The sequence below is a fragment of the Mesorhizobium sp. M0408 genome (assembly GCF_040321495.1).
Classification (GTDB): Bacteria; Pseudomonadota; Alphaproteobacteria; order Rhizobiales; family Rhizobiaceae; genus Mesorhizobium.
Genome location: NZ_JAMYRO010000029.1, coordinates 1 through 25,254 on the forward strand (window position 1 = coordinate 1; position 25,254 = coordinate 25,254).

At 62.5% G+C, this 25,254-nt stretch carries 27 protein-coding genes and 1 tRNA gene; 21 read left to right on the forward strand and 7 right to left on the reverse strand.

Annotation, left to right across the window (positions count from 1 at the left end; translation table 11 throughout):
- Window positions 1-124: 124 nt before the first annotated feature.
- The 11 genes from NKI67_RS26720 (at window position 125) to NKI67_RS26770 (ending at window position 10,548) form a co-directional block, all read left to right on the forward strand.
- Window positions 125-643: an SPOR domain-containing protein gene (locus NKI67_RS26720; RefSeq protein ID WP_502909364.1), complete on the forward strand. Its 519-nt coding sequence runs from the start codon at window positions 125-127 to the stop codon at window positions 641-643.
- A gap of 116 nt (window positions 644-759) precedes the next feature.
- Entirely contained in the window at window positions 760-1,779 is a 1,020-nt protein-coding gene (nagZ, locus tag NKI67_RS26725; RefSeq protein ID WP_254818318.1) for a beta-N-acetylhexosaminidase, read from the forward strand.
- Window positions 1,780-1,837: 58 nt separating this feature from the next.
- Complete coding sequence (locus NKI67_RS26730) at window positions 1,838-2,638, forward strand: segregation and condensation protein A (protein WP_023678931.1); 801 nt, start codon at window positions 1,838-1,840, stop codon at window positions 2,636-2,638.
- Window positions 2,635-3,414 (forward strand): SMC-Scp complex subunit ScpB, encoded by a 780-nt coding sequence (gene scpB, locus NKI67_RS26735; protein ID WP_352451389.1) that lies wholly within the window; start codon window positions 2,635-2,637, stop codon window positions 3,412-3,414. The genes NKI67_RS26730 and scpB overlap by 4 nt, the downstream gene beginning before the upstream one ends.
- A gap of 178 nt (window positions 3,415-3,592) precedes the next feature.
- The gene (locus tag NKI67_RS26740) at window positions 3,593-3,814 is read left to right on the forward strand and encodes a twin-arginine translocase TatA/TatE family subunit (RefSeq protein WP_023678929.1); all 222 of its coding nucleotides are present in this window, start codon (window positions 3,593-3,595) and stop codon (window positions 3,812-3,814) included.
- A 45-nt stretch (window positions 3,815-3,859) separates the two neighbouring features.
- Complete coding sequence (gene tatB, locus NKI67_RS26745; protein WP_352647774.1) at window positions 3,860-4,546, forward strand: Sec-independent protein translocase protein TatB; 687 nt, start codon at window positions 3,860-3,862, stop codon at window positions 4,544-4,546.
- A complete protein-coding gene (gene tatC / locus NKI67_RS26750) occupies window positions 4,543-5,406 on the forward strand; it encodes a twin-arginine translocase subunit TatC (RefSeq protein WP_023678927.1) in 864 nt (287 codons plus the stop codon). Before tatB ends, tatC begins: the two co-directional genes overlap by 4 nt.
- Before the next feature lie 310 nt (window positions 5,407-5,716).
- Window positions 5,717-7,024 carry a serine--tRNA ligase gene (serS, locus tag NKI67_RS26755; RefSeq protein ID WP_352647776.1) on the forward strand — a complete coding sequence of 436 codons (1,308 nt, stop codon included), beginning with the start codon at window positions 5,717-5,719 and terminating at the stop codon, window positions 7,022-7,024.
- Between the two features lie 244 nt (window positions 7,025-7,268).
- Complete coding sequence (gene surE / locus NKI67_RS26760; RefSeq protein ID WP_352647779.1) at window positions 7,269-8,027, forward strand: 5'/3'-nucleotidase SurE; 759 nt, start codon at window positions 7,269-7,271, stop codon at window positions 8,025-8,027.
- Window positions 8,024-8,689 (forward strand): protein-L-isoaspartate(D-aspartate) O-methyltransferase, encoded by a 666-nt coding sequence (locus tag NKI67_RS26765; RefSeq protein ID WP_023678924.1) that lies wholly within the window; start codon window positions 8,024-8,026, stop codon window positions 8,687-8,689. The genes surE and NKI67_RS26765 overlap by 4 nt, the downstream gene beginning before the upstream one ends.
- Window positions 8,690-9,015: 326 nt before the next feature.
- Complete coding sequence (locus tag NKI67_RS26770; protein WP_023678923.1) at window positions 9,016-10,548, forward strand: peptidoglycan DD-metalloendopeptidase family protein; 1,533 nt, start codon at window positions 9,016-9,018, stop codon at window positions 10,546-10,548.
- Between the two features lie 96 nt (window positions 10,549-10,644).
- Here the strand turns inward: NKI67_RS26770 and NKI67_RS26775 are convergent, their stop codons facing one another.
- Entirely contained in the window at window positions 10,645-11,520 is an 876-nt protein-coding gene (locus NKI67_RS26775; protein ID WP_023678922.1) for an ATP-binding protein, read from the reverse strand.
- A gap of 293 nt (window positions 11,521-11,813) precedes the next feature.
- Between NKI67_RS26775 and yajC the strand changes: the two genes are divergently transcribed.
- From yajC to NKI67_RS26795, 4 genes are read left to right on the forward strand one after another with little or no spacing between them, the layout of a single operon-like run.
- Complete coding sequence (yajC, locus tag NKI67_RS26780; RefSeq protein WP_023678921.1) at window positions 11,814-12,155, forward strand: preprotein translocase subunit YajC; 342 nt, start codon at window positions 11,814-11,816, stop codon at window positions 12,153-12,155.
- A 51-nt stretch (window positions 12,156-12,206) separates the two neighbouring features.
- Window positions 12,207-14,759, forward strand: coding sequence for a protein translocase subunit SecDF (gene secDF, locus NKI67_RS26785; protein ID WP_352647782.1), 2,553 nt, complete (start codon window positions 12,207-12,209; stop codon window positions 14,757-14,759).
- A gap of 45 nt (window positions 14,760-14,804) precedes the next feature.
- A complete protein-coding gene (locus NKI67_RS26790; RefSeq protein WP_352647784.1) occupies window positions 14,805-15,194 on the forward strand; it encodes an Mth938-like domain-containing protein in 390 nt (129 codons plus the stop codon).
- A 25-nt stretch (window positions 15,195-15,219) separates the two neighbouring features.
- Window positions 15,220-16,047 (forward strand): phytoene/squalene synthase family protein, encoded by an 828-nt coding sequence (locus tag NKI67_RS26795; protein WP_023678918.1) that lies wholly within the window; start codon window positions 15,220-15,222, stop codon window positions 16,045-16,047.
- 86 nt (window positions 16,048-16,133) lie between these two features.
- On the opposite strand, the gene NKI67_RS26800 is transcribed toward NKI67_RS26795, so the two are convergent.
- The 5 genes from NKI67_RS26800 to NKI67_RS26820 all read right to left on the reverse strand — a co-directional run bounded on the left by NKI67_RS26800 (window position 16,134) and on the right by NKI67_RS26820 (window position 18,924).
- Complete coding sequence (locus NKI67_RS26800; RefSeq protein WP_198023610.1) at window positions 16,134-16,466, reverse strand: type II toxin-antitoxin system RelE/ParE family toxin; 333 nt, start codon at window positions 16,464-16,466, stop codon at window positions 16,134-16,136.
- Window positions 16,450-16,740, reverse strand: a complete 291-nt coding sequence (locus tag NKI67_RS26805; protein ID WP_352454489.1) for a type II toxin-antitoxin system ParD family antitoxin — start codon at window positions 16,738-16,740, stop codon at window positions 16,450-16,452. The genes NKI67_RS26800 and NKI67_RS26805 overlap by 17 nt, the downstream gene beginning before the upstream one ends.
- Before the next feature lie 70 nt (window positions 16,741-16,810).
- Complete coding sequence (trmFO, locus tag NKI67_RS26810; RefSeq protein WP_352647786.1) at window positions 16,811-18,220, reverse strand: methylenetetrahydrofolate--tRNA-(uracil(54)-C(5))-methyltransferase (FADH(2)-oxidizing) TrmFO; 1,410 nt, start codon at window positions 18,218-18,220, stop codon at window positions 16,811-16,813.
- Window positions 18,221-18,594: 374 nt separating this feature from the next.
- Entirely contained in the window at window positions 18,595-18,735 is a 141-nt protein-coding gene (locus tag NKI67_RS26815; protein WP_023678914.1) for a DUF1127 domain-containing protein, read from the reverse strand.
- Between the two features lie 48 nt (window positions 18,736-18,783).
- Window positions 18,784-18,924: a DUF1127 domain-containing protein gene (locus NKI67_RS26820; RefSeq protein WP_023678913.1), complete on the reverse strand. Its 141-nt coding sequence runs from the start codon at window positions 18,922-18,924 to the stop codon at window positions 18,784-18,786.
- Between the two features lie 222 nt (window positions 18,925-19,146).
- Here NKI67_RS26820 and NKI67_RS26825 point away from each other — a divergent pair, with 222 nt between their 5' ends.
- Window positions 19,147-20,265: a DUF2157 domain-containing protein gene (locus tag NKI67_RS26825; protein ID WP_352568847.1), complete on the forward strand. Its 1,119-nt coding sequence runs from the start codon at window positions 19,147-19,149 to the stop codon at window positions 20,263-20,265.
- Complete coding sequence (locus NKI67_RS26830; RefSeq protein ID WP_352647788.1) at window positions 20,262-20,846, forward strand: GDYXXLXY domain-containing protein; 585 nt, start codon at window positions 20,262-20,264, stop codon at window positions 20,844-20,846. Before NKI67_RS26825 ends, NKI67_RS26830 begins: the two co-directional genes overlap by 4 nt.
- Window positions 20,847-20,937: 91 nt before the next feature.
- Here the strand turns inward: NKI67_RS26830 and NKI67_RS26835 are convergent.
- Window positions 20,938-21,022, reverse strand: a tRNA-Leu gene (locus NKI67_RS26835).
- A 343-nt stretch (window positions 21,023-21,365) separates the two neighbouring features.
- Here NKI67_RS26835 and tig point away from each other — a divergent pair.
- From tig to NKI67_RS26855, 4 genes are all read left to right on the forward strand, one after another.
- A complete protein-coding gene (gene tig / locus NKI67_RS26840; protein WP_023678910.1) occupies window positions 21,366-22,841 on the forward strand; it encodes a trigger factor in 1,476 nt (491 codons plus the stop codon).
- Window positions 22,842-23,001: 160 nt separating this feature from the next.
- Window positions 23,002-23,523, forward strand: a complete 522-nt coding sequence (locus tag NKI67_RS26845) for a hypothetical protein (RefSeq protein ID WP_023678909.1) — start codon at window positions 23,002-23,004, stop codon at window positions 23,521-23,523.
- 212 nt (window positions 23,524-23,735) lie between these two features.
- Window positions 23,736-24,089 (forward strand): c-type cytochrome, encoded by a 354-nt coding sequence (locus NKI67_RS26850; protein ID WP_502894605.1) that lies wholly within the window; start codon window positions 23,736-23,738, stop codon window positions 24,087-24,089.
- Between the two features lie 147 nt (window positions 24,090-24,236).
- Window positions 24,237-25,169, forward strand: coding sequence for a heme o synthase (locus tag NKI67_RS26855; RefSeq protein ID WP_023678907.1), 933 nt, complete (start codon window positions 24,237-24,239; stop codon window positions 25,167-25,169).
- The last annotated feature ends 85 nt before the right edge of the window (window positions 25,170-25,254 follow it).

Genomic DNA, 25,254 nt, shown 5'->3' on the forward strand with positions numbered 1-25,254 from the left:
GGGCGGCGGCCGGCCGCGCCGGCCGCGCCGGGCGGGGCCGCGGCCCCCGCCGGCGGGGCGCCCGCCCCGCCCCCCGGCGCGCCCGCCCCCCCCCCCCCCCCCCCCCGCCGCGCAGACCGGCACCGTGCCCCTGATCGACCAAATCACAAGTGATCCGAAGATTGGCGACCAGCCGAGTGGCGACCAGGCGAGCGGCGATCAGGCCGAAACCTCCAAGCTGCAGCCGGCGCCCAAGCCCGACACAAAGGCTGAAGCTAAGCCGTCAGCCAGCAAGCAGTCCGCCAGCACCCCGGCCACGGTTCCGGTGGCGCCGCAGCGTCCGTCCGACCAACCGGTCGATGTGGTTGGCGAGGTCAAGCCCGATCAGGTTGCTTCCATCGATCCGGCCGCGGCCGGGGCTGGTTCGTGGTCGATACAGATCGCTTCGCAGCCGACAGTCGAAAGCGCCCAGGCGACTTACCAGGATCTGCAGCGCCGCTACGGCAGCGTGCTTTCCGGCCGCACCGCCAACATCGTCAAGGCCGAGATCGCCGGCAAGGGCACCTTCTACCGCGTCCGCGTTCCGGCGCAGTCTCGCAACGAGGCGATCAAACTGTGCACCAGCTACAAGGCTGCCGGCGGCAATTGCTTCGTGTCCCACTAGGCACCAAAACCTCTCGAAAAGTCGGCGTCCGCGCCGGCTTTTTTGCGTGAACGGAAACCTCTGAAGGCAATTGCGGGCGATTCCCTTTGTCGGCGCGAAGCTCTAAACTGTTCCGCATGACCGAATCAAAATCCATGATCCTCGGCTGCGCCGGGAAATCACTGACCCGCGACGAGATCCGTTTCTATCGCAACGAATGCCCGTGGGGCTTCATCCTGTTTGCGCGCAATATCGGCGAGACCGAGCAGATCCGCGATCTGGTGGCCGCCATGCGCGACTGCGTCGGGCGTGCGGATGCGCCGGTGTTCATCGACCAGGAGGGCGGCCGGGTGCAGCGCCTACGGCCGCCGCTGGCGCCGAACTATCCGGCTGCCGGTGCACTCGGCGCCTTGTGGCGCGACGACCATGACGCCGGCACCCGTGCCGCATGGCTGATGGCGCGGCTGCATGCCTTCGACCTGCTGCGCTACGGCATCACGGCGGATTGCCTGCCGGTGCTCGACGTGCCCATCGAGGGCGCCAGCGACGTCATCGGCGCGCGCGCCTATGGCAAGGAGCCGCGCGCCGTCATCGAATTGGGTCGCGCCGCGGCGGAAGGCCTGATGGCGGGCGGCGTGCTGCCGGTGATGAAGCATATTCCCGGTCATGGAAGGGCCTTCGCCGATACGCATTTCGAACTGCCGACCGTCGACGCCTCGATCGGCGACTTGCAGCGGCATGATTTTGCCCCGTTCAGGGAGCTCAACCATTTGCCGATGGCGATGACGGCGCATGTCGTCTATAGCGCGATCGACCCGAAGAACCCGGCCACCACATCCGGCAAGGTCATCGAAAAGATCATCCGCGGCGAAATCGGCTTCGACGGGCTGTTGATGAGCGACGACACCTCGATGAAGGCACTTTCTGGGGATTTCCCGTCAAAGGCGGCCGCTATCCTTGCGGCGGGCTGCGATCTGGTCCTTCACTGCAACGGCGTGTTCGAGGAGATGGCCGGCATTGCATCGCGCACGACCGGGCTGGAAGGCAAGTCGTTTGAGCGCGCGGAGCGGGCGCTGACCTATATCAGGAACCGTGACGTGGCGGACGAGACCGAGATTCGGGCCGAATTTGCCAGTTATTTCGACGCGGTGGCCTAGCATCAAAGGAAGCGAAGTGGCGGAAACATTGGACCTGAAGGCCGGCAAGGCCGCACCGATGGACCGCTTGTGGGCCGAGAACGACGATTCTCGGCTGACCGGCGATCCGGCGTTGGTCGTCGATGTGGCCGGCTTCGAAGGTCCGCTCGATCTTCTGCTGCATCTTGCCCGCAATCAGAAGGTCGACCTGTCGCGCATCTCGATCCTGGCGCTGGCCGAACAGTATCTGGCCTTCGTCGAGAAGGTGAGGGCGCTGAGGCTGGAGCTTGCCGCCGACTATCTGGTGATGGCGGCGTGGCTGGCGTTTCTCAAGTCGAAGCTCCTGATCCCCAAGCAGCCCGGCGACGAAGGCGAAAGCGGCGAGGAACTGGCGGCAGTGCTGCAGTTCCGGCTGAAGCGGCTGGAGGCGATGCGCGACGCGGCGGCACGGCTGGTCAACCGCAACCGGCTCGGACGCGACGTGTTTGCACGCGGCATGCCGGAAATGGTCATCGTCGAGAAGCGCAATGCCTATTCGGCCTCGCTCTACGACCTGTTGACCGCCTATGCCCAGCAGCGCCAGAAGCAGGCAATAACCAATGTGACGATCGCCAGGCGCGGCGTGTGGTCGCTCAAGGATGCGCGCGACGTGCTGACCAGGCTGATCGGGTCGCTGCGCGACTGGACGGCGCTCGACAGTTTCCTGGTCGAATATCTGGCCGGCCCGGAAGAGCGGCGCACCGCGGTTGCCAGTTCGTTTGCGGCGACGCTGGAACTGGTGCGCGAAGGCAAGATGGAAATGCGGCAGGACCAGGTGTTCGCGCCGCTTTATCTGCGCGGCCGCGCCCAGGCCATCAAGATAGTCGAGGTAACACCATGAGCGAACGCGCCAACGCTTCGGTCATTCCGTTCAAGGTCGACGACGATGCCGAGCAAGGCGCGGTCGCCGAAAACCCGGCACAAAATCAGGGGCAGAATTTGTCGCGGAATCCTGGCGAGCGGCTGCATATGGCGGAGGCCGTACGGATGGCCGAGGCGATCGTATTCGCCAGCGCCGAGCCGGTCAGCGAAAAACAGCTCACTTCGCGACTGCCCGACGGCATCAACATTGCCGCGGCAATGGCCGAACTGCAGCAGATCTATGCGCGGCGCGGCGTCAATCTGGTGCGCGTCGGCGATGCCTGGGCGTTTCGCACCGCCGGCGACCTCGCCTTCCTGATGAGCCGTGACACGGTGCAGCAGCGCAAGCTGTCCCGCGCTGCCCTCGAAGTGCTGGCGATCATCGCCTACCACCAGCCGGTAACGCGCGCCGAGATCGAGGACATCCGCGGCGTCGAGACCTCAAAGGGGACGCTCGACACGCTGATGGAGACCGAATGGGTGAGGATGCGCGGCCGGCGCCGCACGCCCGGCCGTCCCGTCACCTACGGCACGACCGACATTTTCCTCGACCATTTCGCGCTGGAGGAGATCCGCGATCTCCCCGGCATGGAGGAATTGAAAGGTGCCGGGCTGCTGTCCGGCCGCATGCCGTCGAATTTCTCGGTGCCGCTGCCGCCGGCCGACCCCGATGCGCTCACCGACGACGAGGATCCGCTGACCGACATCGACCTCGAAGAACTCGGCCTTTTGACGCCGCGCGTCACGGAAGATTGAGCCGAGCGCCATCTTAAAGCCACAGGCAGGATGGAACTGCGCCGATTGGTAGCGGGCCGCCGTGCCGAAAGTGCGTGACTTCGGCCACTCATTCATGAACTCTGTCGCAGTTCTGTTTGAATCCGAACCCGAAAGCGCATAGATCAGCGTCTGGGAAACCGTTCGAGAGAGATTTGCTATGGGTTCATTTTCGATTTGGCACTGGATGATCGTTCTGGTGATCGTGCTGCTGGTGTTCGGCCGCGGCAAGATCCCCGAGTTGATGGGCGACATGGCCAAGGGCATCAAGAGCTTCAAGAAGGGCATGGCCGACGACGAGACAGCCGAGGACAAGCGCACCGTCGAACACCGTTCCGACGAAACCGTTTCGGTACCGAAGGAAAAGGCCAGCAAAAGCTGAGCCCAAAACTTTAGTCGGCCAAAACTTGAGTCGGAACGTATAGCCATGTTCGAAGTCGGCTGGACCGAGATGCTGGTGATCGCGATCGTCATGATCGTGGTCGTCGGGCCCAAGGATTTGCCCAACATGCTGCGCACCTTCGGCCGCACAACTGCGAAGCTGCGGAGCATGGCGTCCGATTTCCAGCGGCAGTTCAACGATGCGTTGAAGGAAGCCGAGCTCGACGACGTCAAGAAGTCGGTCGATTCGCTGAGAAGCCTCAATCCGGCAGCCGAGATCAGGAAGCAGCTCAATCCATTCGAGCAGGCCGCCGCCGACGTCCGTTCCGGCGTCGACGCAGTGATGAAACCCAAGCCGGCCGTCGATGCCGCCGCTTCGACGGAGCAGGCGGCCGAGCCGCTTAAGAACGGCGCAACGACGATGCCGGGCGTCAGCCCGCCGGAGCCGACGCCGGCCACGCCGATCTTTCCGGCGATGACGGACGAGTCCGTCGTAGCGCCGGCAGTGCAGGCGCAAACGGCTGCAGCGGCCGTGCCGAAAAAAGCACCTGCGGCAAAGAAGAAGCCAGCGCCCGCGAAAGCCGCGGCCGCCGTCCCGGCCAAGCCGGCAAAGACCGCTGCGCCAAAGCCTGCCGCAAAAGCTGAGCAAAAAGCGCAGTCGTCAGCGGCGAAGAAGCCGGCGTCAGCAACGAAGAAGCCGGCCGCCAGGAAAACGGCGGGAGCCGCCAAGTGAGCGTTTCGGACAAGGAAAAGGACGAGATAGAAAAATCGTCGGCTCCGCTGATGGAGCACCTGATCGAGTTGCGCCGGCGGCTGATCTGGTCGATTGGCGGTTTTTTTGTTGCCTTCCTGGTCTGCTTCTTTTTCGCCAAGCGGCTGTTCAACCTTCTGGTCATTCCGTTCAGATGGGCGACCCAATGGGCCGGGCTCGACCCGCACAAGGTCGAGCTGATCTATACGGCGCCACAGGAGTTCTTCTTTACCCAGGTCAAGCTCGCCATGTTCGGCGGCATGGTCATCGCCTTTCCGCTGATCGCCACGCAGATCTACAAATTCATCGCGCCCGGCCTCTACAAAAACGAGCGCAACGCCTTCCTGCCGTTCCTGATCGCCTCGCCGATCCTGTTCCTGATGGGCGCATCGCTGGTCTATTTCTTCTTCACGCCGATGGTGATGTGGTTCTTCCTCGCCATGCAGCAGACCGGCACCAACGACCAGGTGCAGATTTCGCTGCTGCCGAAAGTGTCCGAATATCTCAGCCTGATCATGACGCTGATCTTCTCCTTCGGCCTGGTGTTCCAGCTGCCGGTGGTGACAAGCCTGATGACGCGGGTCGGCATGCTGTCGTCCACGGCCCTGGCCGAGAAGCGCAAATGGGCGATCGTCATCGCCTTCGTGGTGGCGGCGGTGCTGACGCCGCCCGACCCGATGAGCCAGATCGGCCTCGCCATTCCGACGATCCTGCTCTACGAGGTCTCGATCTGGTCGGCCCGGCTGATCGAACGCAGCAAGGAGCGCGACCGTGTGGCCCGCGAAAAGCAGGACGCCACCGAAGAGGTGGCCGAAAAGCCGGCAGACGCGTCTTCGACGTAGTTGGGGGCGAGTGGTCTTTCGCCGGCACTGTCGTATTTTGTTCTTGCTTTGTGCCGGCAGCTATGCTATTAATTTGGGTATGGTGCTGATTCGGCGCCGAGGACCCGCCCACTGAGGCGGGTTTTTTGGTTCAGATTCCTTTCGACCAAATGTTGCGAGTGCTGCCGACATCAATGTCGGCAGGACAGAGGGGGGCGCGAAGGAACTCGGCTTGACATCTTGCATCGATCAGGGATGCGGTTTACGCCCTCTGGTCTTTGTTTTGGGCATTTCCTTGCCCCGAAACCGCCGTGCCGAGGACGAACAGACCATGCTTGACATCAAATGGATTCGCGACAACTCGAAGGCCCTTGTCGAAGCGCTCCAGAAGCGCTCGTGGTCGGCCGGGGATGCGCAGTCCACGGTCGACGACCTGATCGCCGCGGATGAGGCGCGGCGCGAGCATCTGACCGAGCTGCAGACCAGGCAGGAACGCCGCAACGCCGCATCGAAGGAGATCGGCAATGCCATGCGCTCGGGCGATGCAGCTCTTGCCGAAAGGCTGAAGGCCGAGGTCGGCGAGATCAAGGCCTTCATCCAGAATGGCGAGGCGCGCGAGCGCGAGCTCGACAAGGCGCTGAACGATGCGCTGGCAGTGCTGCCAAACGTGCCGTTCGACGACGTACCGGTCGGCAAGGACGAGCACGACAACGTCGTCAAGCGCGTCGTCGGCGAGGTGCCGACGCGGCCGAACTGGGTGAAGGAGCATTTCGAGATCGGCGAAGCGCTCGGCATGATGGATTTCGAGCGGGCAGCACGGCTTTCCGGCTCGCGCTTCACCGTGCTCAAAAGCGGCCTGGCGCGGATGGAACGCGCGCTCGGCCAGTTCATGCTCGACCTGCACACGACCGAGCATGGCTATGAGGAGATTCAGCCGCCACTGATGGTGCGTGACGAGGTGCTTTTCGGCACCGGGCAGCTGCCGAAATTCGAGGAGGATTTATTCTTCGTTCGGCACGGGGACGGCAGGCTTGGCCTAATCCCAACCGCCGAAGTGCCGCTCACCAATCTCGTTCGCGACGAGATCACGCCGCACGAAAAACTGCCGCTGCGCTATACGGCGCTGACGCCGTGCTTCCGCTCCGAGGCGGGCTCGGCCGGGCGCGACACGCGCGGCATGCTGCGCCAGCACCAGTTCTACAAGGTCGAACTGGTGTCGATCACCGACCAGGAGACTTCGGTTGCCGAGCATGAGCGCATGACCGAATGCGCCGAGGAGGTGCTGAAGCGGCTCGGTCTGCCGTTCCGCACCGTGACGCTGTGCACCGGCGACATGGGCTTTGGCGCGCGCAAGACCTACGACATCGAGGTCTGGCTGTCCGGCCAGAATGCCTATCGCGAGATATCGTCGTGCTCGGTATGCGGCGATTTCCAGGCGCGGCGCATGGACGCCCGCTACAAGGACAAAGACGGCAAGGGCAACCGCTTCGTCCACACGCTGAACGGTTCCGGCACCGCCGTCGGCCGCGCTCTCATTGCCGTCATCGAAAATTACCAGAACGAGGACGGCAGCGTAACCATTCCTGAAGCGCTTCGGCCTTACATGGGCGGTCTCGCAAAGATCGAATCATCGAAGTGACAAGCTTGTCGGCCCCGCGTTCCTTCGCGCCCCCCTCTGTCCTGCCGGACATCTCCCCCTCAAGGGGGGAGATTGCGCCGTCATCACAGCTTTCGCCAACTGTTGGCGTAGCAAGGAAGGCGGCGGCTACGGAATTGCCGATCTCCCCCCTTGAGGGGGAGATGTCAAGCGGTGGAAAAGAGGGCAGGACAGAGGGGGGTATCGTAGAGCGCTGCCGTCAATCCAATTCTGCAAAGGCGGTCTCATGCGCATCCTTCTGACCAACGACGACGGCATCCATGCCGAGGGCCTTGCATCACTCGAACGCATCACGCGCACGCTGTCGGACGACGTCTGGGTGGTGGCACCGGAACAGGATCAGTCCGGCTATGCGCATTCGCTGTCGATCTCGGAGCCGCTGCGGCTCAGGAAAATCGGCGAAAAGCACTTTGCGGTGCGCGGAACGCCGACCGACTGTGTCATCATGGGCGTGAAGAAGATCCTGCCCGAAGCGCCTGACCTGATCCTGTCCGGCGTCAATTCCGGCGCCAACATCGCCGACGACGTCACCTATTCGGGCACGGTCGCCGGCGCCATGGAAGGCGCGCTGCTCGGCGTGCGATCGATCGCCATCAGCCAGGCCTATTCCTATGTCGGCGAGGACCGCGTCGTTCCCTACGAGACGACCGAAGCGCTGGCGCCGGCCCTGCTCGAAAAGCTCGTCGCCATGCCGTTGCCGGACGGCGTGCTGCTCAACGTCAATTTTCCGAACTGTGCGCCGGAAGAGATCGCCGGAACTGTAGTCACTTCGCAGGGCAAGCTGGTCCACAGCCTGTGGGTCGACGAGCGGCGCGACGGGCGCGGCCTGCCTTACTACTGGCTGCGCTTCGGCCGCGAGCCGGTCGAGGGCAAGCAAGGCACCGACCTCCATGCCTTGCGCAATCGGCTGGTGTCGGTGACGCCGCTGCAGCTCGATCTCACCGCGCATGAAATCCGCGATCAACTGGCCAAGGCGCTCGCATGAACTTGAACCACGCTGCAACGGTCGACGAGCGCGAAGGTTTCGCTGCCTTCCTGCTTCGTCTGCGCGGCAGGGGGACGGTGCCGAAGGCGCTGATCGCCGCCTTCGAGGCGACGCCGCGGCGCGGCTTTCTGTCTCCGCATTTCCACCCGATAGCCTGGTCGGACCGTATGCTGCCGATCGAATGCGGCGAGGCCATCGAAGGCGCCGACCTGCAGGCGGCGGTGATCGCGGCACTTGCCATCGAGCCGGGCAACCGGGTGCTCGAGATCGGCACCGGGTCCGGCTACACGGCGGCGGTGATGTCGCGGCTTGCCGCGCGGATCGTCACCATCGACCGTTACAAGACGCTGGCCGAACAGGCCCGGCAGCGGCTCGAGGCGCTCGCCATCGGCAATGTCATCGTGCGCCAGGCGGACGGTTCCAACGGGCTGGCCAACGAAGCGCCGTTCGACCGCATCGTCGCCTGGGCGGCCTTCGACAGCCTGCCGCGCTTTCTCCTCGACCAATTGTCGAGCGGCGGCATCGTCATCGCGCCGATCGGACCCGACGAAGGCGAGCAGGTGCTGGCCAAGCTGACCAAGGTCGGCAGCCGCTTCGAACGCGAGGATATCGGCCTGGTGCGCCTGCAGCCGATCCTGCACGGTGTCGCCGCGGTGATCTAGGCTGTGTCGATATTCAGGTTAGGCCGGCCTGCAAATGGCGGCTTCCTCCACTTCCGGCCTTCGCCGGCCGAAGCATTCATAAGAGGTCGCGGCAGTTAAGGCTATGGCCGGCGTAGGCCGGTGCTCACGTACCCAAAAGTACGCTCCGCTCCGGTTCTCGGAACCCACCATTTTCGGCTCGGCCTGACCTGAATCTCGACACACCCGGCGCTCGATCCTCGAATATTTTAAGAAAATTTGCGTCTGATTCTACAAGTTTAACCGACCGGTAACATTAACGCGCTTTAATCACACTCAGTTGTACCGGGTCTGTGCGGGTTAGTGCGATGCAATTCAGTGTTTTGAAGGCAAACGGACGCAATCTGGCGCGTGGCTGCGCCGTCCTCATGATCGCAGGCGCTGCGACGGGGTGTAGTTCCCAGGTGGCGCGGTTCAACAGCGTCGATGACGTGTTCACCGCCTCGACCAACAACCAGCGCGCCATCATCGACAAGCAGGATGCTGCCCAGCCCTATCCGGGCGATGTTGCGGCCGCGCCGATCGACGGCAGCCACACCCAGTCGGTCAGCCGCTCAAGCCTCGAACCGGTTACGGGACAGCAGTTGCCACCGCCGGCTCCCGCCCTGGCACCCGCAGCCCGTCCGGTGCGTACCGCTGCCGCGCCGACCCTGGCGCCTGCCGCTCCTCGTGTCGACAGGACGGCAACCGGCACCGTCGCTCCGGCGGCAAGGCCGTTCAAGAACGCCGAGCCCGACGCGCCGCGCATGGCGACGGCCGCCGGCGCACCGCATGCAACCGAGATCGTCGTCAAGGACGGCGAGACCATTTCCGGCCTGTCACGGCGCTACGGCGTGCCGGCCGATGCCATCATGAAAGTAAACGGGCTGAGCGCGACCAAGGGGCTGAAGACCGGCCAGAAGCTCGTCATCCCGGCCTATGCGTATTCGAGCAACGGCGCCACGCCGAAAGTCGCCGACGCCAAGCCCGCGAACGGCACCAGGCACGACCAGCCGGCCGACGCGCCGGAGAAGGTGGCCGTGCTGCCGCAGCAGCCGAAGCTCAGGGAAGGCAAGTCTGCCGCGCAGGTGGACGCCTCGGCTGCCGCAAGCCAGCCGAAGGATGGAAAGACCGCGCCCAAAGTGGCTTCGGCGACGGCCAAGCCAGCCGGTGCTGGCGGCACCTACACGGTTCAGCAAGGCGATACGCTGTCGGCCATCGCCAGAAAGACCGGCGTCGGCGTCGTCGCGTTGAAGCAGGCGAACGGCATGCAGGATGGACTGCTCAAGATCGGCCAGACCCTGAAAGTGCCGGCAGGCGGAACCGCTGTCGTCGCCAGTGCGAAGCCGGCAAAGGTCGATCCGGTGACGACGGCCACCACCCAGCCGCCTGCCAAGGCCACGCCGACGCAGACGCTCGCCTCCTACACGCCGCCAAAGAAGGACGCGAAAGTCATCCAGCAGGCCGAGGACGACGATGCGGTGGCGCCGGACGCAACGGGCATCGGCAAGATGCGCTGGCCGGTGCGCGGCCGCGTGATCTCAAGCTTCGGCGGCGGCAAGGACGGCGTCGACATTGCCGTGCCCGAGGGGACGCCGGTCAAGGCAGCTGAAAACGGCGTCGTCATCTATGCCGGTGACGGCCTCAAGGAATTCGGCAACACGGTGCTGGTGCGGCACGAAAACGGTCTGGTCACTGTCTACGGCCACGCCAGCTCGATCGAGGTGCAGCGCGGCCAAAAGGTCAAGCGCGGCCAGGAAATCGCCCTGTCCGGCATGAGCGGCACCACCGACTCGCCGAAACTGCATTTCGAAGTGCGCAAGAACTCGGCGCCGGTCGATCCTTCGACCTATCTCGAATAGAAGACGAAAGCGATTTGCGGGCCACTTGACCTTCAGCCCGCCGAGGAAGTCCGCTCCGCAAGGTGCGGGCTTCTTCTGCTGTTAGTCCTTGAGCGGCTAATCCTTCAGCGATTTGCCGAGCCGGCCTGCCAGATCCTGGGTGAACTGCCAGGCGACGCGGCCCGAACGGCTGCCGCGCGTCGTCGCCCATTCCAGCGCCTCGGCGCGCAGCGTCTCGGGATCGATGGCGAGATCGTGATGGCGGACATAGCCTTCGATCATGTCGAGATATTCGTCCTGCGAACATTTGTGGAAGCCAAGCCACAGGCCGAAACGGTCCGACAGCGAAACCTTTTCCTCGACCGCTTCGGACGGATTGATCGCCGTCGAGCGCTCATTGTCGATCATGTCGCGCGGCAACAGATGCCGCCGGTTCGAGGTGGCGTAGAAGATGACGTTGGCCGGGCGGCCCTCGACGCCGCCTTCAAGCGCTGCCTTCAGCGATTTATAGGACGTGTCGTCATGGTCGAATGACAGGTCGTCGCAAAACAGGATGAAGCGGAAGGGTGCCGCCTTCAGCAGTCCCATCAGCTTCGGCAGCGTGTCGATGTCTTCGCGATGGATCTCGATAAGCTTGAGCGGCAGGTCGAGCTTGGCCGAAGCGTTGACCGCGGCGTGCACCGCCTTGACCAGCGACGATTTGCCCATGCCGCGCGCGCCCCACAACAGCACGTTGTTGGCGGCGTAGCCGGAGGCGAAGCGCTCGGTGTTGTCGACCAATATGTCGCGGACGCGGTCGACGCCGCGGATCAGGCCGATGTCGACGCGGTTGACCTTGCGCACCGGTTCCAGATAGCCGGGATCGGCCTGCCAGACGAAGCAATCGGCCTCGCCGAGGTTGGTTTGCGGCACCGGCGGCGGGGCGAGGCGGGCGACCGCCTCGATCAGGCGGTCGAGCTTCTGGCTCAGGATATCGATGGTACTGTCGGTCATCTCTTGTCTTTTTTGTTTCGCTTTCAGGATGGTGCGGCAGGCCAACCTACCTGATTTCAGCGGTTTCGAAACTCGTCCCAAGCATTTGTTCGGGCATGATCTTTTGCGGAAACCGAGCGTCGCTTTTGGGGATCACCCTCTAACACGGCTCACCAGGCTGGAAAAGCAGCCGATTTGCCCGGCCGCGCAGTTGCATTGGCAACGTTACCGACTATATTCCGGCCAAATTTGGCGGGGCCGTCAAATTCCCAGAACGGTTAAGGCGGCTGTTTTTAAAATTCAGGAGTACCTCGATGTTCGTGACACCGGCATACGCCCAAGGCATCGGCGGGGACTCGTCCGCAATGTTTATCCAGATCGTGCCGTTTGCTCTGATTTTCGTGATCATGTATTTTCTGATCATCCGGCCGCAGCGCACGCAGCTGAAGAAGCGCGGCGAGATGCTGGCGGCGGTTCGCCGCGGCGACACCGTTGTCACCGGTGGCGGCTTGGTCGGCAAGGTAACCAAGGTGATCGACGATAACGAGCTCGAGATCGACCTTGGCGGCGGCACCAAGGTGACGGCGCTGCGCTCGACGCTTGCCGACGTGCGCGTCAAGGGCGAGCCGGTGGCGAACCAGAACGCCAAGAAATAACCGAATTGTCGGCGGAACGATCCGCCAGTACGCCCTGACGGACGACGCCATATGCTCTATTTCTCGCGCTTCAAGATGATCCTGATCTGGCTGGCCGTGGCCGCCACGGTGGTCCTCGCTGCGCCCAATCTTTTCTCGGCAAGCACCTTGGCCCAACTGCCCAGTTGGGTGCCGAAGCGGCAGATGACGCTCGGCCTCGACCTGCAGGGCGGCTCGCACATCCTGCTCAGGATGGATCCGAACGATCTGATCAAGGACCAGCTGGAGACGACGCGCGACGAAATTCGAACGCTGCTGCGCAATGCCAAGGTCGGCTATACCGGCCTTTCCGGATCGGGCCGCAGCGTTCAGGTCCGTATCACCGATGCCAATCAGGTCGATGCCGCCAAGAATGCGTTGAAGACATTAACCGATCCGGTGCAAGCTGGCCTGTTCAGCGGCGGCTCCATCCGGGAGATGACACTGGATGAATCCCAGCCCGGCCTGCTCAAGTTCACCGTCACCGATGCCGGCATCAAATACCGCACCTCGGCGGCGCTGACGCAGTCGATCGAGGTCGTCGGTCGCCGCGTCAACGAGCTCGGCACCACCGAGCCGATCGTGCAAAGGCAGGGCGACGATCGCGTTCTGGTCCAGGTGCCGGGCCTGCAGGATCCGCAGCGGCTGAAGGAGATCCTCGGCCAGACCGCCAAGCTGACCTTCCAGATGGTCGACCAGTCGATGCCGGTGCAGGATGCGCTCAAGGGCCGCCCGCCGGCGGGGTCCTCGGTGCTCTATTCGCAGGACGATCCGCCCGTTCCCTATCTGATCGAGAACCGCGTCATCGTCTCGGGTGAAGACCTCGACAAAGCGAGTGCGACCTATAACTCCCAGACCAACGAGCCGGTGGTTTCGTTCACCTTCAATTCCAGGGGAGCGACGCGGTTCGGCCAGGCGACATCGCAGAATGTCGGCAAGCTGTTCGCCATCATCCTCGACAATCAGGTGATTTCGGCGCCGCAGATCCGCGAACCGATCCTTGGCGGCAGCGGCCAAATCTCGGGCAATTTTACTGCCGAGAGCGCCAACGACCTCGCCGTGCTGCTGCGTGCCGGCGCTTTGCCGGCGACCCTCACCGTGATCGAGGAGCGCACGGTTGGCCCTGGCCTCGGCCAGGACTCCATCCATGCCGGCAAGGTCGCCGGCATCATCGGGTCAATCCTGGTGGTGGCGTTCATGTTCGTCGCCTACGGTTTCCTCGGCTTCCTCGCCAACATCGCGCTGGCGGTGCATGTTGCGATGATCGTCGGGCTGCTGTCGCTGCTTGGAGCGACGCTGACCCTACCTGGTATCGCCGGTATCGTGCTGACCATCGGCATGGCGGTCGATTCGAACGTCCTCATCTATGAACGCATCCGCGAGGAGCGACGTGCCGGCCGCTCGGTCATTCAGGCGATCGATACCGGTTTCAGCAAGGCGCTGGCGACCATCGTCGATTCCAACGTGACCTCGCTGATCGCAACCGTGGTGCTGTTCTGGCTCGGAACCGGGCCGGTGAAGGGTTTTGCCGTCACCTATGCCATCGGCATCCTGACCACGGTCTTCACCGCCTTCACCTTCACCCGCCTGCTGGTGTCGATCTGGCTTCGCCGCGCCCGTCCGAAGGAGTTGCCGCGGGCGCCAGTGACGTTCATTCCACCCGGCACGAAAATTCCGTTCATGGGCATCCGCCGCTGGACGTTCACACTGTCCAGCGTGCTTTCGGTGCTGTCGGTCATCGGCTTCATGACCATCGACATCAATTACGGCATCGATTTCAAGGGCGGCTCACTGATCGAGGTGCAGTCCAAGGCCGGCAATGCCGATCTGGCCGACATCCGCGGCAGGCTGACGGAACTTAATATCGGCGAGGTGCAGGTTCAGCAGTTCGGCGAGCCGAACGACGTGTTGATCCGCGTCGGTACGCAGGAGGGCGGCGAGAACGCCGAGCAGACCGTCATCGACAAGGTGCGCGGCGAGCTGCAGGACCAGTATGATTTCCGCCGCGTCGAAGTGGTCGGGCCAACGGTCTCAGGCGAGCTTGCCAAGCAAGGCACCATTGCCATGCTGGTCGCGCTGCTCGGCATCCTGATCTATGTCTGGTTCCGCTTCGAATGGCAGTTCGCGGTCGGCGCCATCGTTGCGACCGTTCACGACGTGGTCATGACGATCGGCTTCTTCGTCATCACCGGCCTCGAATTCAACCAGTCGTCGCTGGCGGCGATTCTCACCATCATCGGTTATTCGCTCAACGATACGATCGTCGTCTATGACCGCGTTCGCGAGGATCTGCGAAAATATAAGCGAATGCCGCTGCCGCAACTGCTGAACAACGCCATCAACGAGACGCTGTCGAGGACGACGCTGACCTCGGTGACGACGATCCTGGCGCTGCTGGCGCTGGTGCTGTTCGGCGGCGAGGTGATCCGCTCGTTCACCATGGCGATGCTGTTCGGCGTCGTGTTCGGCACCTATTCGTCGATCTTTATCGCCGCGCCGCTGCTTATCCTGTTCAAGTTGCGGCCGCAGGCCACAGCGTCGGACGAGGAAAAGCCGGTGGGCGGCGGCAAAGCCATAGCCACCTGACGGCCTGCCGCACGGCTTGCCGCGCCAGTTAGAATCGGACCACTAGTGGCCAAAGGCATCGTCATCCGCGAGGCGCATTTCCCCGGCCGCGCGCCGATCGAAGCTTACGGCAATGGCGGCTTCCGCTTTGCCGATATGTCGCATCGCGGCTCGTTGCTGTGCCTGCCTTCGGGCATCTATGGCTGGGAACCGGCCGATCCGCTGGCGCTGACGGCGGCGGATTTCACCAAGCTGTTTGACGAGGCCGCCAAGGTCGAGATCCTGCTGGTCGGCAGCGGCAAGGATCTGAGGCCGTTGCCGACCGCGCTGCGTGCCGCGCTGAAGGACGCCGGCATTTCCGCCGATCCGATGTCGACCGGGGCGGCTGTGCGGACCTACAATGTGCTGCTGGCGGAAAACCGCGCCGTGGCCGCAGCACTCATCGCCGTCGACTGACGTGGCCGAAAACACCAAAGTCGCCATGGAGACGGTGCGCGCCGCCGATCATGACCGCTATCTGACCGCGCTCTACGCGCCCGAAGACAAGCGGGACGCGCTGTTTTCGCTCTATGCCTTCAACGCCGAAATTGCCGGCATACGCGATCGCATCCGCGAAGCGCTGCCGGGCGAGGTGCGGCTGCAATGGTGGCGAGACGTCATCGCCGCCGAAGAGGATCCGACTAAGGTCGGCCATCCCGTGGCGGACGCGCTGAGGGCGACTATTTCCGCTCACCGCCTGCCCAAGGCCGCTTTCGACAATATGCTCGAAGCGCGCATCTTCGATCTCTATGACGACCCGATGCCGTCGCGCACCGACCTCGAAGGCTATTGCGGCGAGACTGCCGCCGCGCTCATCCAGCTTGCGGCGATCGTGCTCGATCCGGTCGAAGCACCACGCTTTGCCGAACTTGCCGGCAGGGCAGGTTGTGCGCAGGCGATGACCGGTCTCCTGCTTCTGCTGCCGCTGCATCGCAAGCGGGGACAGTGCTTTGTCCCGGCCGATATTTTGGCGGCGGCGGGATCCTCGCCGCAAGAATTCGTTACGGGCAACGGCGGGCCGGGCGCGGAACGCGCCGTTGCCGCGATGATCGCTCTGGCACGGGAGCATCTTTCCGCCTTCGAGTGGGGAGCGTCCGCTTTACCGGTTTCATTGCGCCCGGCCTTTCTGCCGCTGGCTCTGTCGGGCGCCTATCTCGACAAGATGGAGACTGCCCGCCGCCCGCCTCTCAAGGATATGGCTCGGCTCTCCATCCTGCGCCGGCATTGGCTTTTGTTCCGGCGAGCGACGCGAGGCTGGCCGGCCGCATGAATGCTGATGACCAATGAGGAAGTCCGGGGAGGCCGCCAAGCCTGGACTGCAGGCGGCGAGCATTGCCCCGGCCGAGTAGTTTTTCATCACGATGGATTACTCGATCCGCCATCGCGCATCAGCGTCTCATAATCGCGACCGCCGTAGAAGATGTTGACGATGCGAACAAGATCGTCGCTGACAACATAGGCGATAATAGCCGAGTGCTCGAACGGCACCGTTCGCAACCCTGGTGCAATGTCATCGCGCGGCCGGCCGCCACGCGGTGCATTGCCGATGCTTCGGCAGCGATCTTCGATTCGAAGCACGAATTTCAGCGCTATGTCCGGATTTCCGCCGGCCTCGATGATGTGCTTGAAAATGTCAGCCAAATCGTTTCTGGCGGTTTCACGGTAGTCGACCTCAAGCCGCTGAATCATCAGCGCGGCCTGAATACCGAGCAAACAGTCCTCGGAGATGATCGCGCACCTCTTCTCCGGTATAGCCAGGCCTCGTATCCTCGATCGACGCCTTTACACGGGCCCTGATCGAGGCCATGCGCTCGGCATGTTCTTCCTCCTCGCGCTGGAAGGCGCGAAGCGCTGCGCGGATGACTTCGCTGGCCGAACCGAAGGAGCCGTCTTCAACCTTTTCGCGGATCATACGCGCCATGGCGGGCGTTACGGTGATTGACAGTTTCTCAGCGGATTCCATAGAATTTGGCCTCGCGATACAAAGTAGGATGTTATCCTACTTCTGCGCCGCGCAATCCGCAAGCAGGGAGCTACTCCGCCGCTTCCGCCCGAAAAGGCAGCCCCAGCCATTCGCGGCAGTCGGCGAGCGCGCGCGATGTTACCGCATGCCGCTTGGCAACCGTCTTGTCCTTGCCGCGCAGCCGCTTGCCCTCGATCTTTGGCGCGTCCACGGGCGGGAACAGACCGAAATTGACGTTCATCGGCTGGAAGGAGCGCTTTCCCGGCTCGTCGTCGGAGACAATATGGCCGCCGGTGATGTGGTTGAGCAAGGCGCCGAAGGCGGTGGTCAAGGGCGGCAGCGACGGCGCGTGGCCAAGCCTTTCGGCGGCGGCAAAGCGCCCGGCAAGCAGACCGATGGCGGCGCTCTCGACGTAGCCCTCGCAGCCGGTGATCTGGCCGGCAAAGCGCAGGCCGGGTCGCGACTTCAACTGCAGCGACGCGTCGAGCAGCGTCGGCGAATTGATGTAGGTGTTGCGGTGCAGGCCGCCTAGGCGGGCAAATTCGGCGTTTTCCAGCCCGGGGATGGTGCGGAATATGCGCACCTGCTCGGCGTGCTTCAGCTTGGTCTGGAAGCCGACCATATTGTAGAGCGTACCCAGCGCATTGTCCTGGCGGAGCTGGACGACGGCATACGCCTTTACAGACGGATTATGCGCATTGGTCAGTCCCATCGGCTTCATCGGCCCGTAGCGCAATGTCTCGACGCCGCGCTCGGCCATCACCTCGATCGGCAGGCAGCCGTCGAAATAGGGCGTGCCTTCCCATTGCTTGAATTCGGTTTTCTGGCCGTCGACCAGCGCCTGCACGAAGGCAAGGTACTGCTCCTTGTCCATCGGGCAGTTGATGTAATCCTTGCCGGTGCCGCCGGGGCCGACCTTGTCGTAGCGCGACTGGAACCAGCAGATATCCATGTCGATCGTGTCGAAATGGACGATCGGCGCGATGGCATCGAAGAAGGCGAGTGCGTCGGCGCCGGTTGCTTCCGCAATCGATTGGGCGAGCGAAGGCGCGGTCAGCGGGCCGGTGGCAACGATCGCCTGGTCCCAATCCGCCGGCGGCAGGCCCGGCATTTCCTCGCGCCGAATGGTGATGAGCGGGTGGGCTTCGAGCTTTCTGGTCACCGCTTCGGAAAACCCGTCGCGGTCGACGGCCAGCGCACCGCCGGCCGGCACCTGGTGAGCATCGCCGGCGCTCATGATCAGCGAACCAGCCAGCCGCATTTCGGCGTGCAGCAGGCCGACGGCATTGGTTTGCGCATCGTCGGAGCGGAAGGAATTGGAACAGACGAGCTCGGCCAGCCCGTCGGTCTTGTGCGCATCGGTGCCGCGGACGGGACGCATTTCATGCAGGACAACGGGAACGCCGGCTTCGGCCGCCTGCCAGGCGGCTTCGGAGCCGGCAAGTCCGCCGCCGATAACGTGAATGGGGTTCTTGTCCATGAGCGCCGAAATAGTCGCTTGGCGCAAGGATTGCAATTGCCACGCGGGAGAATGGCTGACGGGGGAAGCCGCCCCAAAACAACAACACCCGCCGGGGGAGGAGGTCCGGCGGGTGTCGTTTTGTTGGTCGATCCTCGGGAGGAGGTGAAGATCGACCGTATTCGTCATCGCCGGAGAGGAGGTCGGCTTTGACGAAATTCTTTTCGCCATTTGAAAGGGCGCGAAACCCTTTTTAGAAACAACCTGGAAACAGCGCCCGCCGAGGGAGGAGGTCCGGCGGGCGCCGTTTTTGTGGTCAACCCTCGGGAGGAGGTGAAGGCTGACCGTATTCGTCAGGGTCGGGGAGGAGGTCGACCCTGGCGAAATTCTTGTGGTTAGATCGCCCTGCGAGCGACCATCTTGATCTCGTCGCGGACGATGCCGAGATCGTTGAGCTGGCGATTCGACAAGCGACCCAGCTCGGTAACCGTCTCGCGGTAGACGCGCCAGTTACGATAGTTGCGGATCAGGTTCATTGTCGTTCTCTTTTCAAAACTGGTTCGGACCATTTGCGGCCCGAAGGATTAGACCGCCTTGCGGGCGACGTAGTGAATGTCGCTGCGGCTGATGCCGAGGTCGGTCAGTTCACGGGTGCTCAGGCGGTTCAGCTCGGACACGGTGTCCCTATAGCGGCGCCAGTTGCGATAGTTGCGGATCAGGTTCATGGTAGTCTCGTTTCGTCTTTCTTTCGGATCATTCCGTCTTTGTGTGCACCGTGAAAATAGGTGGGGTCATATCGATTTAAAAGCGCTATTGGTGCATGGCAGCAATGCAAATTGTGCAATGCAGCATTAACGCGCGTCCGGCTTTCCGCCCAGATCGGAAAATGCCGTTAGGTCAAACGCTTGGCCGGACGAGCTAAAAGGACCAAGCAAAGGGGGAGGGGCATGGCGAGCTATTCGTCACGGGTCAGGTCGGATATCGCACGATGGCAACAGGCCGGCCTGATCGACGCGCCGACAGCCGATGCGCTGACGCGCGACGTCGAGGCAAACGAACGCAAATCGCTGAGTTTCGGCTCGATCCTGGCGATGATGGCGGCGCTGCTGTTCGGCGCGGCTATCCTGATCTTTATCGCCGCCAACTGGGAAGTCATCCCGCGGCTGGTGCGGGTCGCGGCACTTTTTGCCGTTATCCTTGCCGGCTATGTCGGCGGCGCGGTGCTGAAGATGCGCGACCATGCGGCGATCGGCGAGGCGCTGTGGATCGTCGCGGCAGCAGCGTTCGGCGGATCGATCGCGCTGATCGGCCAGATGTATCATTTGTCGGGCGACGAGGCCTCGGCCTTGATCACCTGGGGCGCCGGCACGGCGCTGGCGGCGGTGGCGCTGCGCTCAAACCCGCTGACCGTCGCTGCTGTCGGCATCGCCGATGCCTGGCTGTTCCTGAGAGGGTTCGACTACTTCCGGCGCACGGAATTTCCGCATCTCTTCGTGGTCATGGCGCTAATTCTGTTCGCCGTTTCGTTCTGGACGCGCAGCCAGGCGGCGCGCCACCTGATCATCCTGTCGGTGCTTTTCTACCTCGTGCTGTTGGCCATGGAATACGACACGCTGCAAGTCGCCATCCCGCTCGTTGCCGCGTCGGTGCTGCTTTTTACCGCTGCGATCTTTGCTGCCGGGCCGGTCGAGAGGGTTTTGCAACTCGGCGGCAGGTTGCCCTTGCACGCGCTGATCGGCTTTCTCACCGGCCTGGCGATGATCCAATTCGAACTGGCGGATGAAAGCAGCTACAATAGCGGCTTCGCCATTGCCTCGGCTGTTGCGCTGGCCGGCATCGTCGCGGCGATCGTGCTGGGCGGCCGCGAGAGCCGGGGACTGCGCTGGGTTGCCTATGCGGGCTTCGCCTTCGAACTCGCCATCATCTATGTGGTGATGCTGCAATCAATGCTCGACACGGCAGGCTTCTTCCTTGCGGCGGCGGTGCTTCTCGCCGTTCTTGCTTTCATTATCATCCGCATAGAAAAGCGCATGAACGCCTCGAACATGACAGGAGCGGCGGCATGATGACCGGCAAAAGACTGATCCTCTCGGCGCTGGTCCTGGCGCTCGTCCAGATCGGCTTTCTGAGCTGGATCATCGCCGGACGCGCGGCGATCCTGCGCGATGGCAAGCAGGTCCTGCTCAGGGTCGAGCCGATCGATCCGCGCGATCTCTTGCGCGGTGACTACATTCTGCTCGGCTACGATATTTCGCGCATACCGGTGAAGCTGATCGGCAACATTCCGGCCGGCAAGCTTTCCAGCGAGGAAACGTCGATCGTGGTCAGGCTGAAGCAGGGCGCCGACGGCTATTGGGGGCCGACCGCGGCTTGGTTCGGGCAAGCGCCGGCGCCGGCAGCATCCGATGAAGCCGATATCGTCGGACACGTCTCCGAGGGCTGGAATATCAGCCAGGGAGCAACGACGATCGCGCCGGATTACGGCATCGAGCGCTTCTATCTGCCGGAAGGCGAGGGGATGGCGATCCAGAACGACATGCGGGTGCGGCCGTTCGGCATCCGGGTGGCGATTGCGGCGAACGGCACGGCGCAGATCAAGGCGCTGGTGGATGGCGACAAGACACTGTTCGAGGAGCCGCTTTACTAGATCGCGCTACGGCCTTGGCAATGATCCTCCTTCGCCAAGGCTTCGGAGGAGCTTCGAGTGGCCTGCCACCTGCAGCTCGAAGAGCGAAGGGTGGTGCGGATGAAGGGACTCGAACCCCCACGCCTTTCGGCACTGGAACCTAAATCCAGGGCGTCTACCAATTCCGCCACATCCGCATTGCCCGGCCAATCCCATGTAGCCATCATTCTGTCAATGTCAGAGCCCACATCGGCATCATTGGCCGGAATGCAAAGATGGTTGAAAATCGGCCGCGCCTGTGACAAAAGGCGTGTCGAATGTGACGGGACGCGACGATCCGCTTCTGCAGAATGTGATAAGAAGTAGGAAAAACAAAGACTTATTCACATTTTGGAGCGTATTTCTGGAGGATTTGTGCCGCGTTGAGCGGACAGATCGCCAAGTCCCGCACCAAAAGCCATTCCCGGCAAGATCATACCGGCAGGCTGTAAACGGCAGGGGCCGTTTGACGGCCTCATTGGTGGAAACAAAGGTTTTATGATGCAGGTCACCGAAACGCTCAACTCCGGTCTCAAGCGCGAGATCAAGATCACCGTGCCGGCCGGTGACATGGAAGCCAAGCTGATGGCGCGGCTCTCCGACGCCAGGAACAAGGTCCGCATCAACGGCTTCCGCCCCGGCAAGGTGCCGGTGCAGCATCTGCGCAAGGTCTACGGCAAATCATTCATGGCCGAAGTGGTCAACGAGATTCTCAATGATTCGACCCGTTCGATCATCACCGGGCGCGGCGAAAAGGCCGCCATGCAGCCTGAAGTGATCATGACCGAGGACGAGAAGGAAGCCGAGAAGATCCTGGCAGGCGGTGCCGATTTCGAGTTCCGCCTGAACTATGAGGTCATTCCGCCGATCGAGATCAAGGATTTCTCCGACATCAAGGTGACGCGCCAGGTGTTCGACGTGCCGGATGAAGAGATCGACGAGCAGGTCAAGCGTGTCGCTGAATCCGCCCGCACTTACGAGCCGAAGACCGGCAAGGCCGCCGAGGGCGATCGCGTGACCATCGATTATGTCGGCAAGATCGACGGCGAAGCCTTCGGCGGCGGCGCCGGCACCGATCAGCCGCTGGTGCTCGGCTCGAAGGAATTCATCCCCGGCTTCGAGGACCAGCTGGTCGGCAGCAAGGCCGGCGACGAGAAGCAGGTCACGGTTACCTTCCCGGAAAACTACCAGGCGGCGCATCTGGCCGGCAAGGAAGCCACTTTTGACGTGACGATCAAGGAAGTGTCGAAGCCCGGTGCGCTTGAGATCAACGACGAGATGGCCAAAAATCTCGGCCTTGAATCGCTGGAGCGCCTGCGCGAGGTGGTGCGCGGTCAGATCGAGAACCAGTTCGGCTCGATAACGCGCCAGAAAGTCAAGCGGCAGTTGCTCGACCAGCTCGACGCTGCTTACTCGTTCGAGGCGCCGTCCAAGCTCGTCGAGGCCGAGTTCAACAACATCTGGAACCAGGTCAACCGCGACCTCGAAGCTGCTGGGCGCACCTTTGCCGACGAAGAGACGACGGAAGAAGAAGCGCGTGCCGAATACATGCGGCTTGCCGAGCGCCGCGTGCGTCTCGGCCTGGTTCTCGCCGAAATCGGCGAGAAGGCCGGCGTCACCGTGACGGACGAGGAATTGCAGCGCGGCCTGTTCGAGCAGGTGCGTCGCTATCCGGCCAACCAGCAGCAGGAAGCCTTCGAATTCTATCGCAATAATCCCGAAGCGCTGAACACGTTGCGCGCGCCGATGTTCGAAGAGAAGGTGGTTGACCATCTGCTCGGCCAGATTTCGGTCACCGATGTCAAGGTCAGCAAGGAAGAGCTGCTGGCCGACGACGAGGATACGGAGACAACCAAGGCCAAGCCGGCGAAGAAGGCGGCTGCGAAAAAAGCGGACACCAAGAAGGCCGACGACGACGCTGAAGAGCCGAAGAAAAAGGCCGCGCCGAAGAAGAAGGCCGCCAAGGACGCTGAATAACGTCCCTGCTGAATTCCGAAAGGCCGCCTTCTCGAGGCGGCCTTTTTCGTTGTGGCGCAGACGCAACGGATTTCACGCATCTGGCGGTCGAGGTAGCGATATGAAGCTTTGATGATTATCTGCGCTGGGTTGCTGACCGCAGCGGTTGTTGGAGGCATCGTTGAGACAGTTCTTCGGTATCGGAAGCGTGGCGGCGGCGTTCCTGCTTGCGTCGGTCTGCGGCATTGCCCAGGCTGATACGGTTCTCGACAACTGGCGGTTCGACAAGAGCAGCGATGGCCTTGTCACCGCCTCGCTTTACGCGACCAACAAGCTCATCACCGGTGGCGGCGCATTGAGCTACAGCCCGGTTTTGACGATCGCCTGCCGGACAGCCGGCGAACCGCGTTGGAGCGAATGGCTGCAACTGAGCGACACCGTTTCCGCCAGCCGAACCATCGCCATGTCGGTGACTGTCGGCCAATCCGGCAAGCTCAACGAAAGCTGGTCGGTCGGCCCGCGCAGCAGAATGCTGGTCCGCGACGGTGCCGACGGCATCAGGCGACTGATTTCCGCGGACCGGCTGCTGCTGTCCTGGCGGTTCGGGCTGCTGTCGGGGCGCGGCAAAGCCGAGTTTGACCTCACCGGAGTTGAAGAGGCGATCGGCCGGATCGCCGCCAGCTGCAACACCAAATTGCCTTGAGCAGATTGTCCGCATTAAACCTTTGCATGGCCGAACTCTACCTGCCGGCCGGGTTCTGTGGTATGTAGGTGCCGCAACCCCAGGCATTGGATATCCGTTCTGCCATTCAAGAGCGCATGCGAGCGGACTAAATGTCGGCCTGTGCAGGTCAGCCAGGGCAAATTGGCGATCAGGGAGGAAATGCCATGCGTGCCATTGTGTTTTTCATCATCATGTCCGTCGCCACCGTCATTGCCGGCCCCTCGCGGGCACAGGATGCCGCGGCGGGTGAGAAGGTCTTCGCCAAATGCAAGGTCTGCCATATCGCGGACAAGGATCAGAACAAGATCGGTCCGTCCTTGAACGGCGTCATCGGCCGAACGGCCGGCACGCATCCAGGGTTCAGCTATTCCAAGGCTATGACCGAGGCCGGAAAATCCGGCGTTAAATGGGACGAAGCCACGCTGACGACCTACCTTCGCGATCCCAAGGCGATGGTCAAAGGAACCAAGATGGCGTTTGTCGGCCTCAAGAAAGACGAGGACATCGCCAACGTCATTGCTTATCTGAAGCAATTCTCCAAATAGCCCGGCTCTTCCGCCGGATCTTGGCATAGCAAACAGGTCGAGGCATAGCCTCGGCCGCAATCTGCCGGCAGTGTCGGTGGGGAGGGCGGCTCGTTGCAAAAAAGACATTGGCCGGCTAGGCTGCCATTCCCATCGGTGGTCGTCTGAATGTCGACTGAAGAAAGCCGTCTCAAGGATACCGGCATCCGCCTCTCGGAGGCGACGGCGGGTGATTTCTTTGCGCTTTTGAAGCCACGCGTCATGGCGCTTGCCGTGTTTACTGCCTTCGTCGGCCTGATGATGGCGCCCGGCGTGATGAATCCAGTTATCGCCGTAATTGCCATCGGCGCAATCGCGGTTGGAGCGGGAGCCGCCGGCGCGCTCAATATGTGGTACGACGCAGACATAGACGCCTTGATGTCTCGCACGTCCAAGCGACCAATTCCGTCCGGTCGCGTCACGCCTGGCGAAGCTCTCAGCTTCGGTCTGGTGCTTTCCGCACTGTCGGTCATGACGCTCGGCGTGCTGGTGGGGTGGCTCGCCGCATCGTTGTTGGCGTTCACCATCTTTTTCTATGTTGTTATCTACACGATGTGGCTGAAGCGCTCGACGCCACAGAATATCGTCATAGGCGGCGCGGCAGGCGCCCTTCCTCCGGTGATCGGGTGGGCTGCTGCAACCGGCGCAATCGGCATTGAAAGTCTCATCCTGTTTCTGATCATTTTCCTCTGGACGCCGCCTCATTTCTGGGCGCTGGCCCTTTTCAAGGTCGGTGACTATGCCGCGGCGGGGGTCCCGATGATGCCGAATGTGGCCGGCCAGCACTCGACCAGAAAACAAATCTTCGCCTATTCGCTGCTCTTGGCGCCAATCGGCGTGCTTCCTTGGGGCTTCGGCTTCGCGAGCGGATATTACGGCACTGTTTCAGCCGCGTTGGGTGCAGGTTTCATTTGGCAGGCCTGGAAGGTTCTCGTCGCCGACAAGGAGATGAAGCCGGCAAAGGCACTGTTTGCGTATTCGATTGTCTATCTTTTCGCAATATTTGCGGCGTTGCTTGCCGACACCATTGTAATGCGAGTGATCGCTTCAGCCGACTATTGACCCCGGCTCAAAACATCACGTTGGCAGAGCACAAAATCCCAGCAACAGCAGAATAATGACGCCAAGGCCGAGTATGAGAACTGTC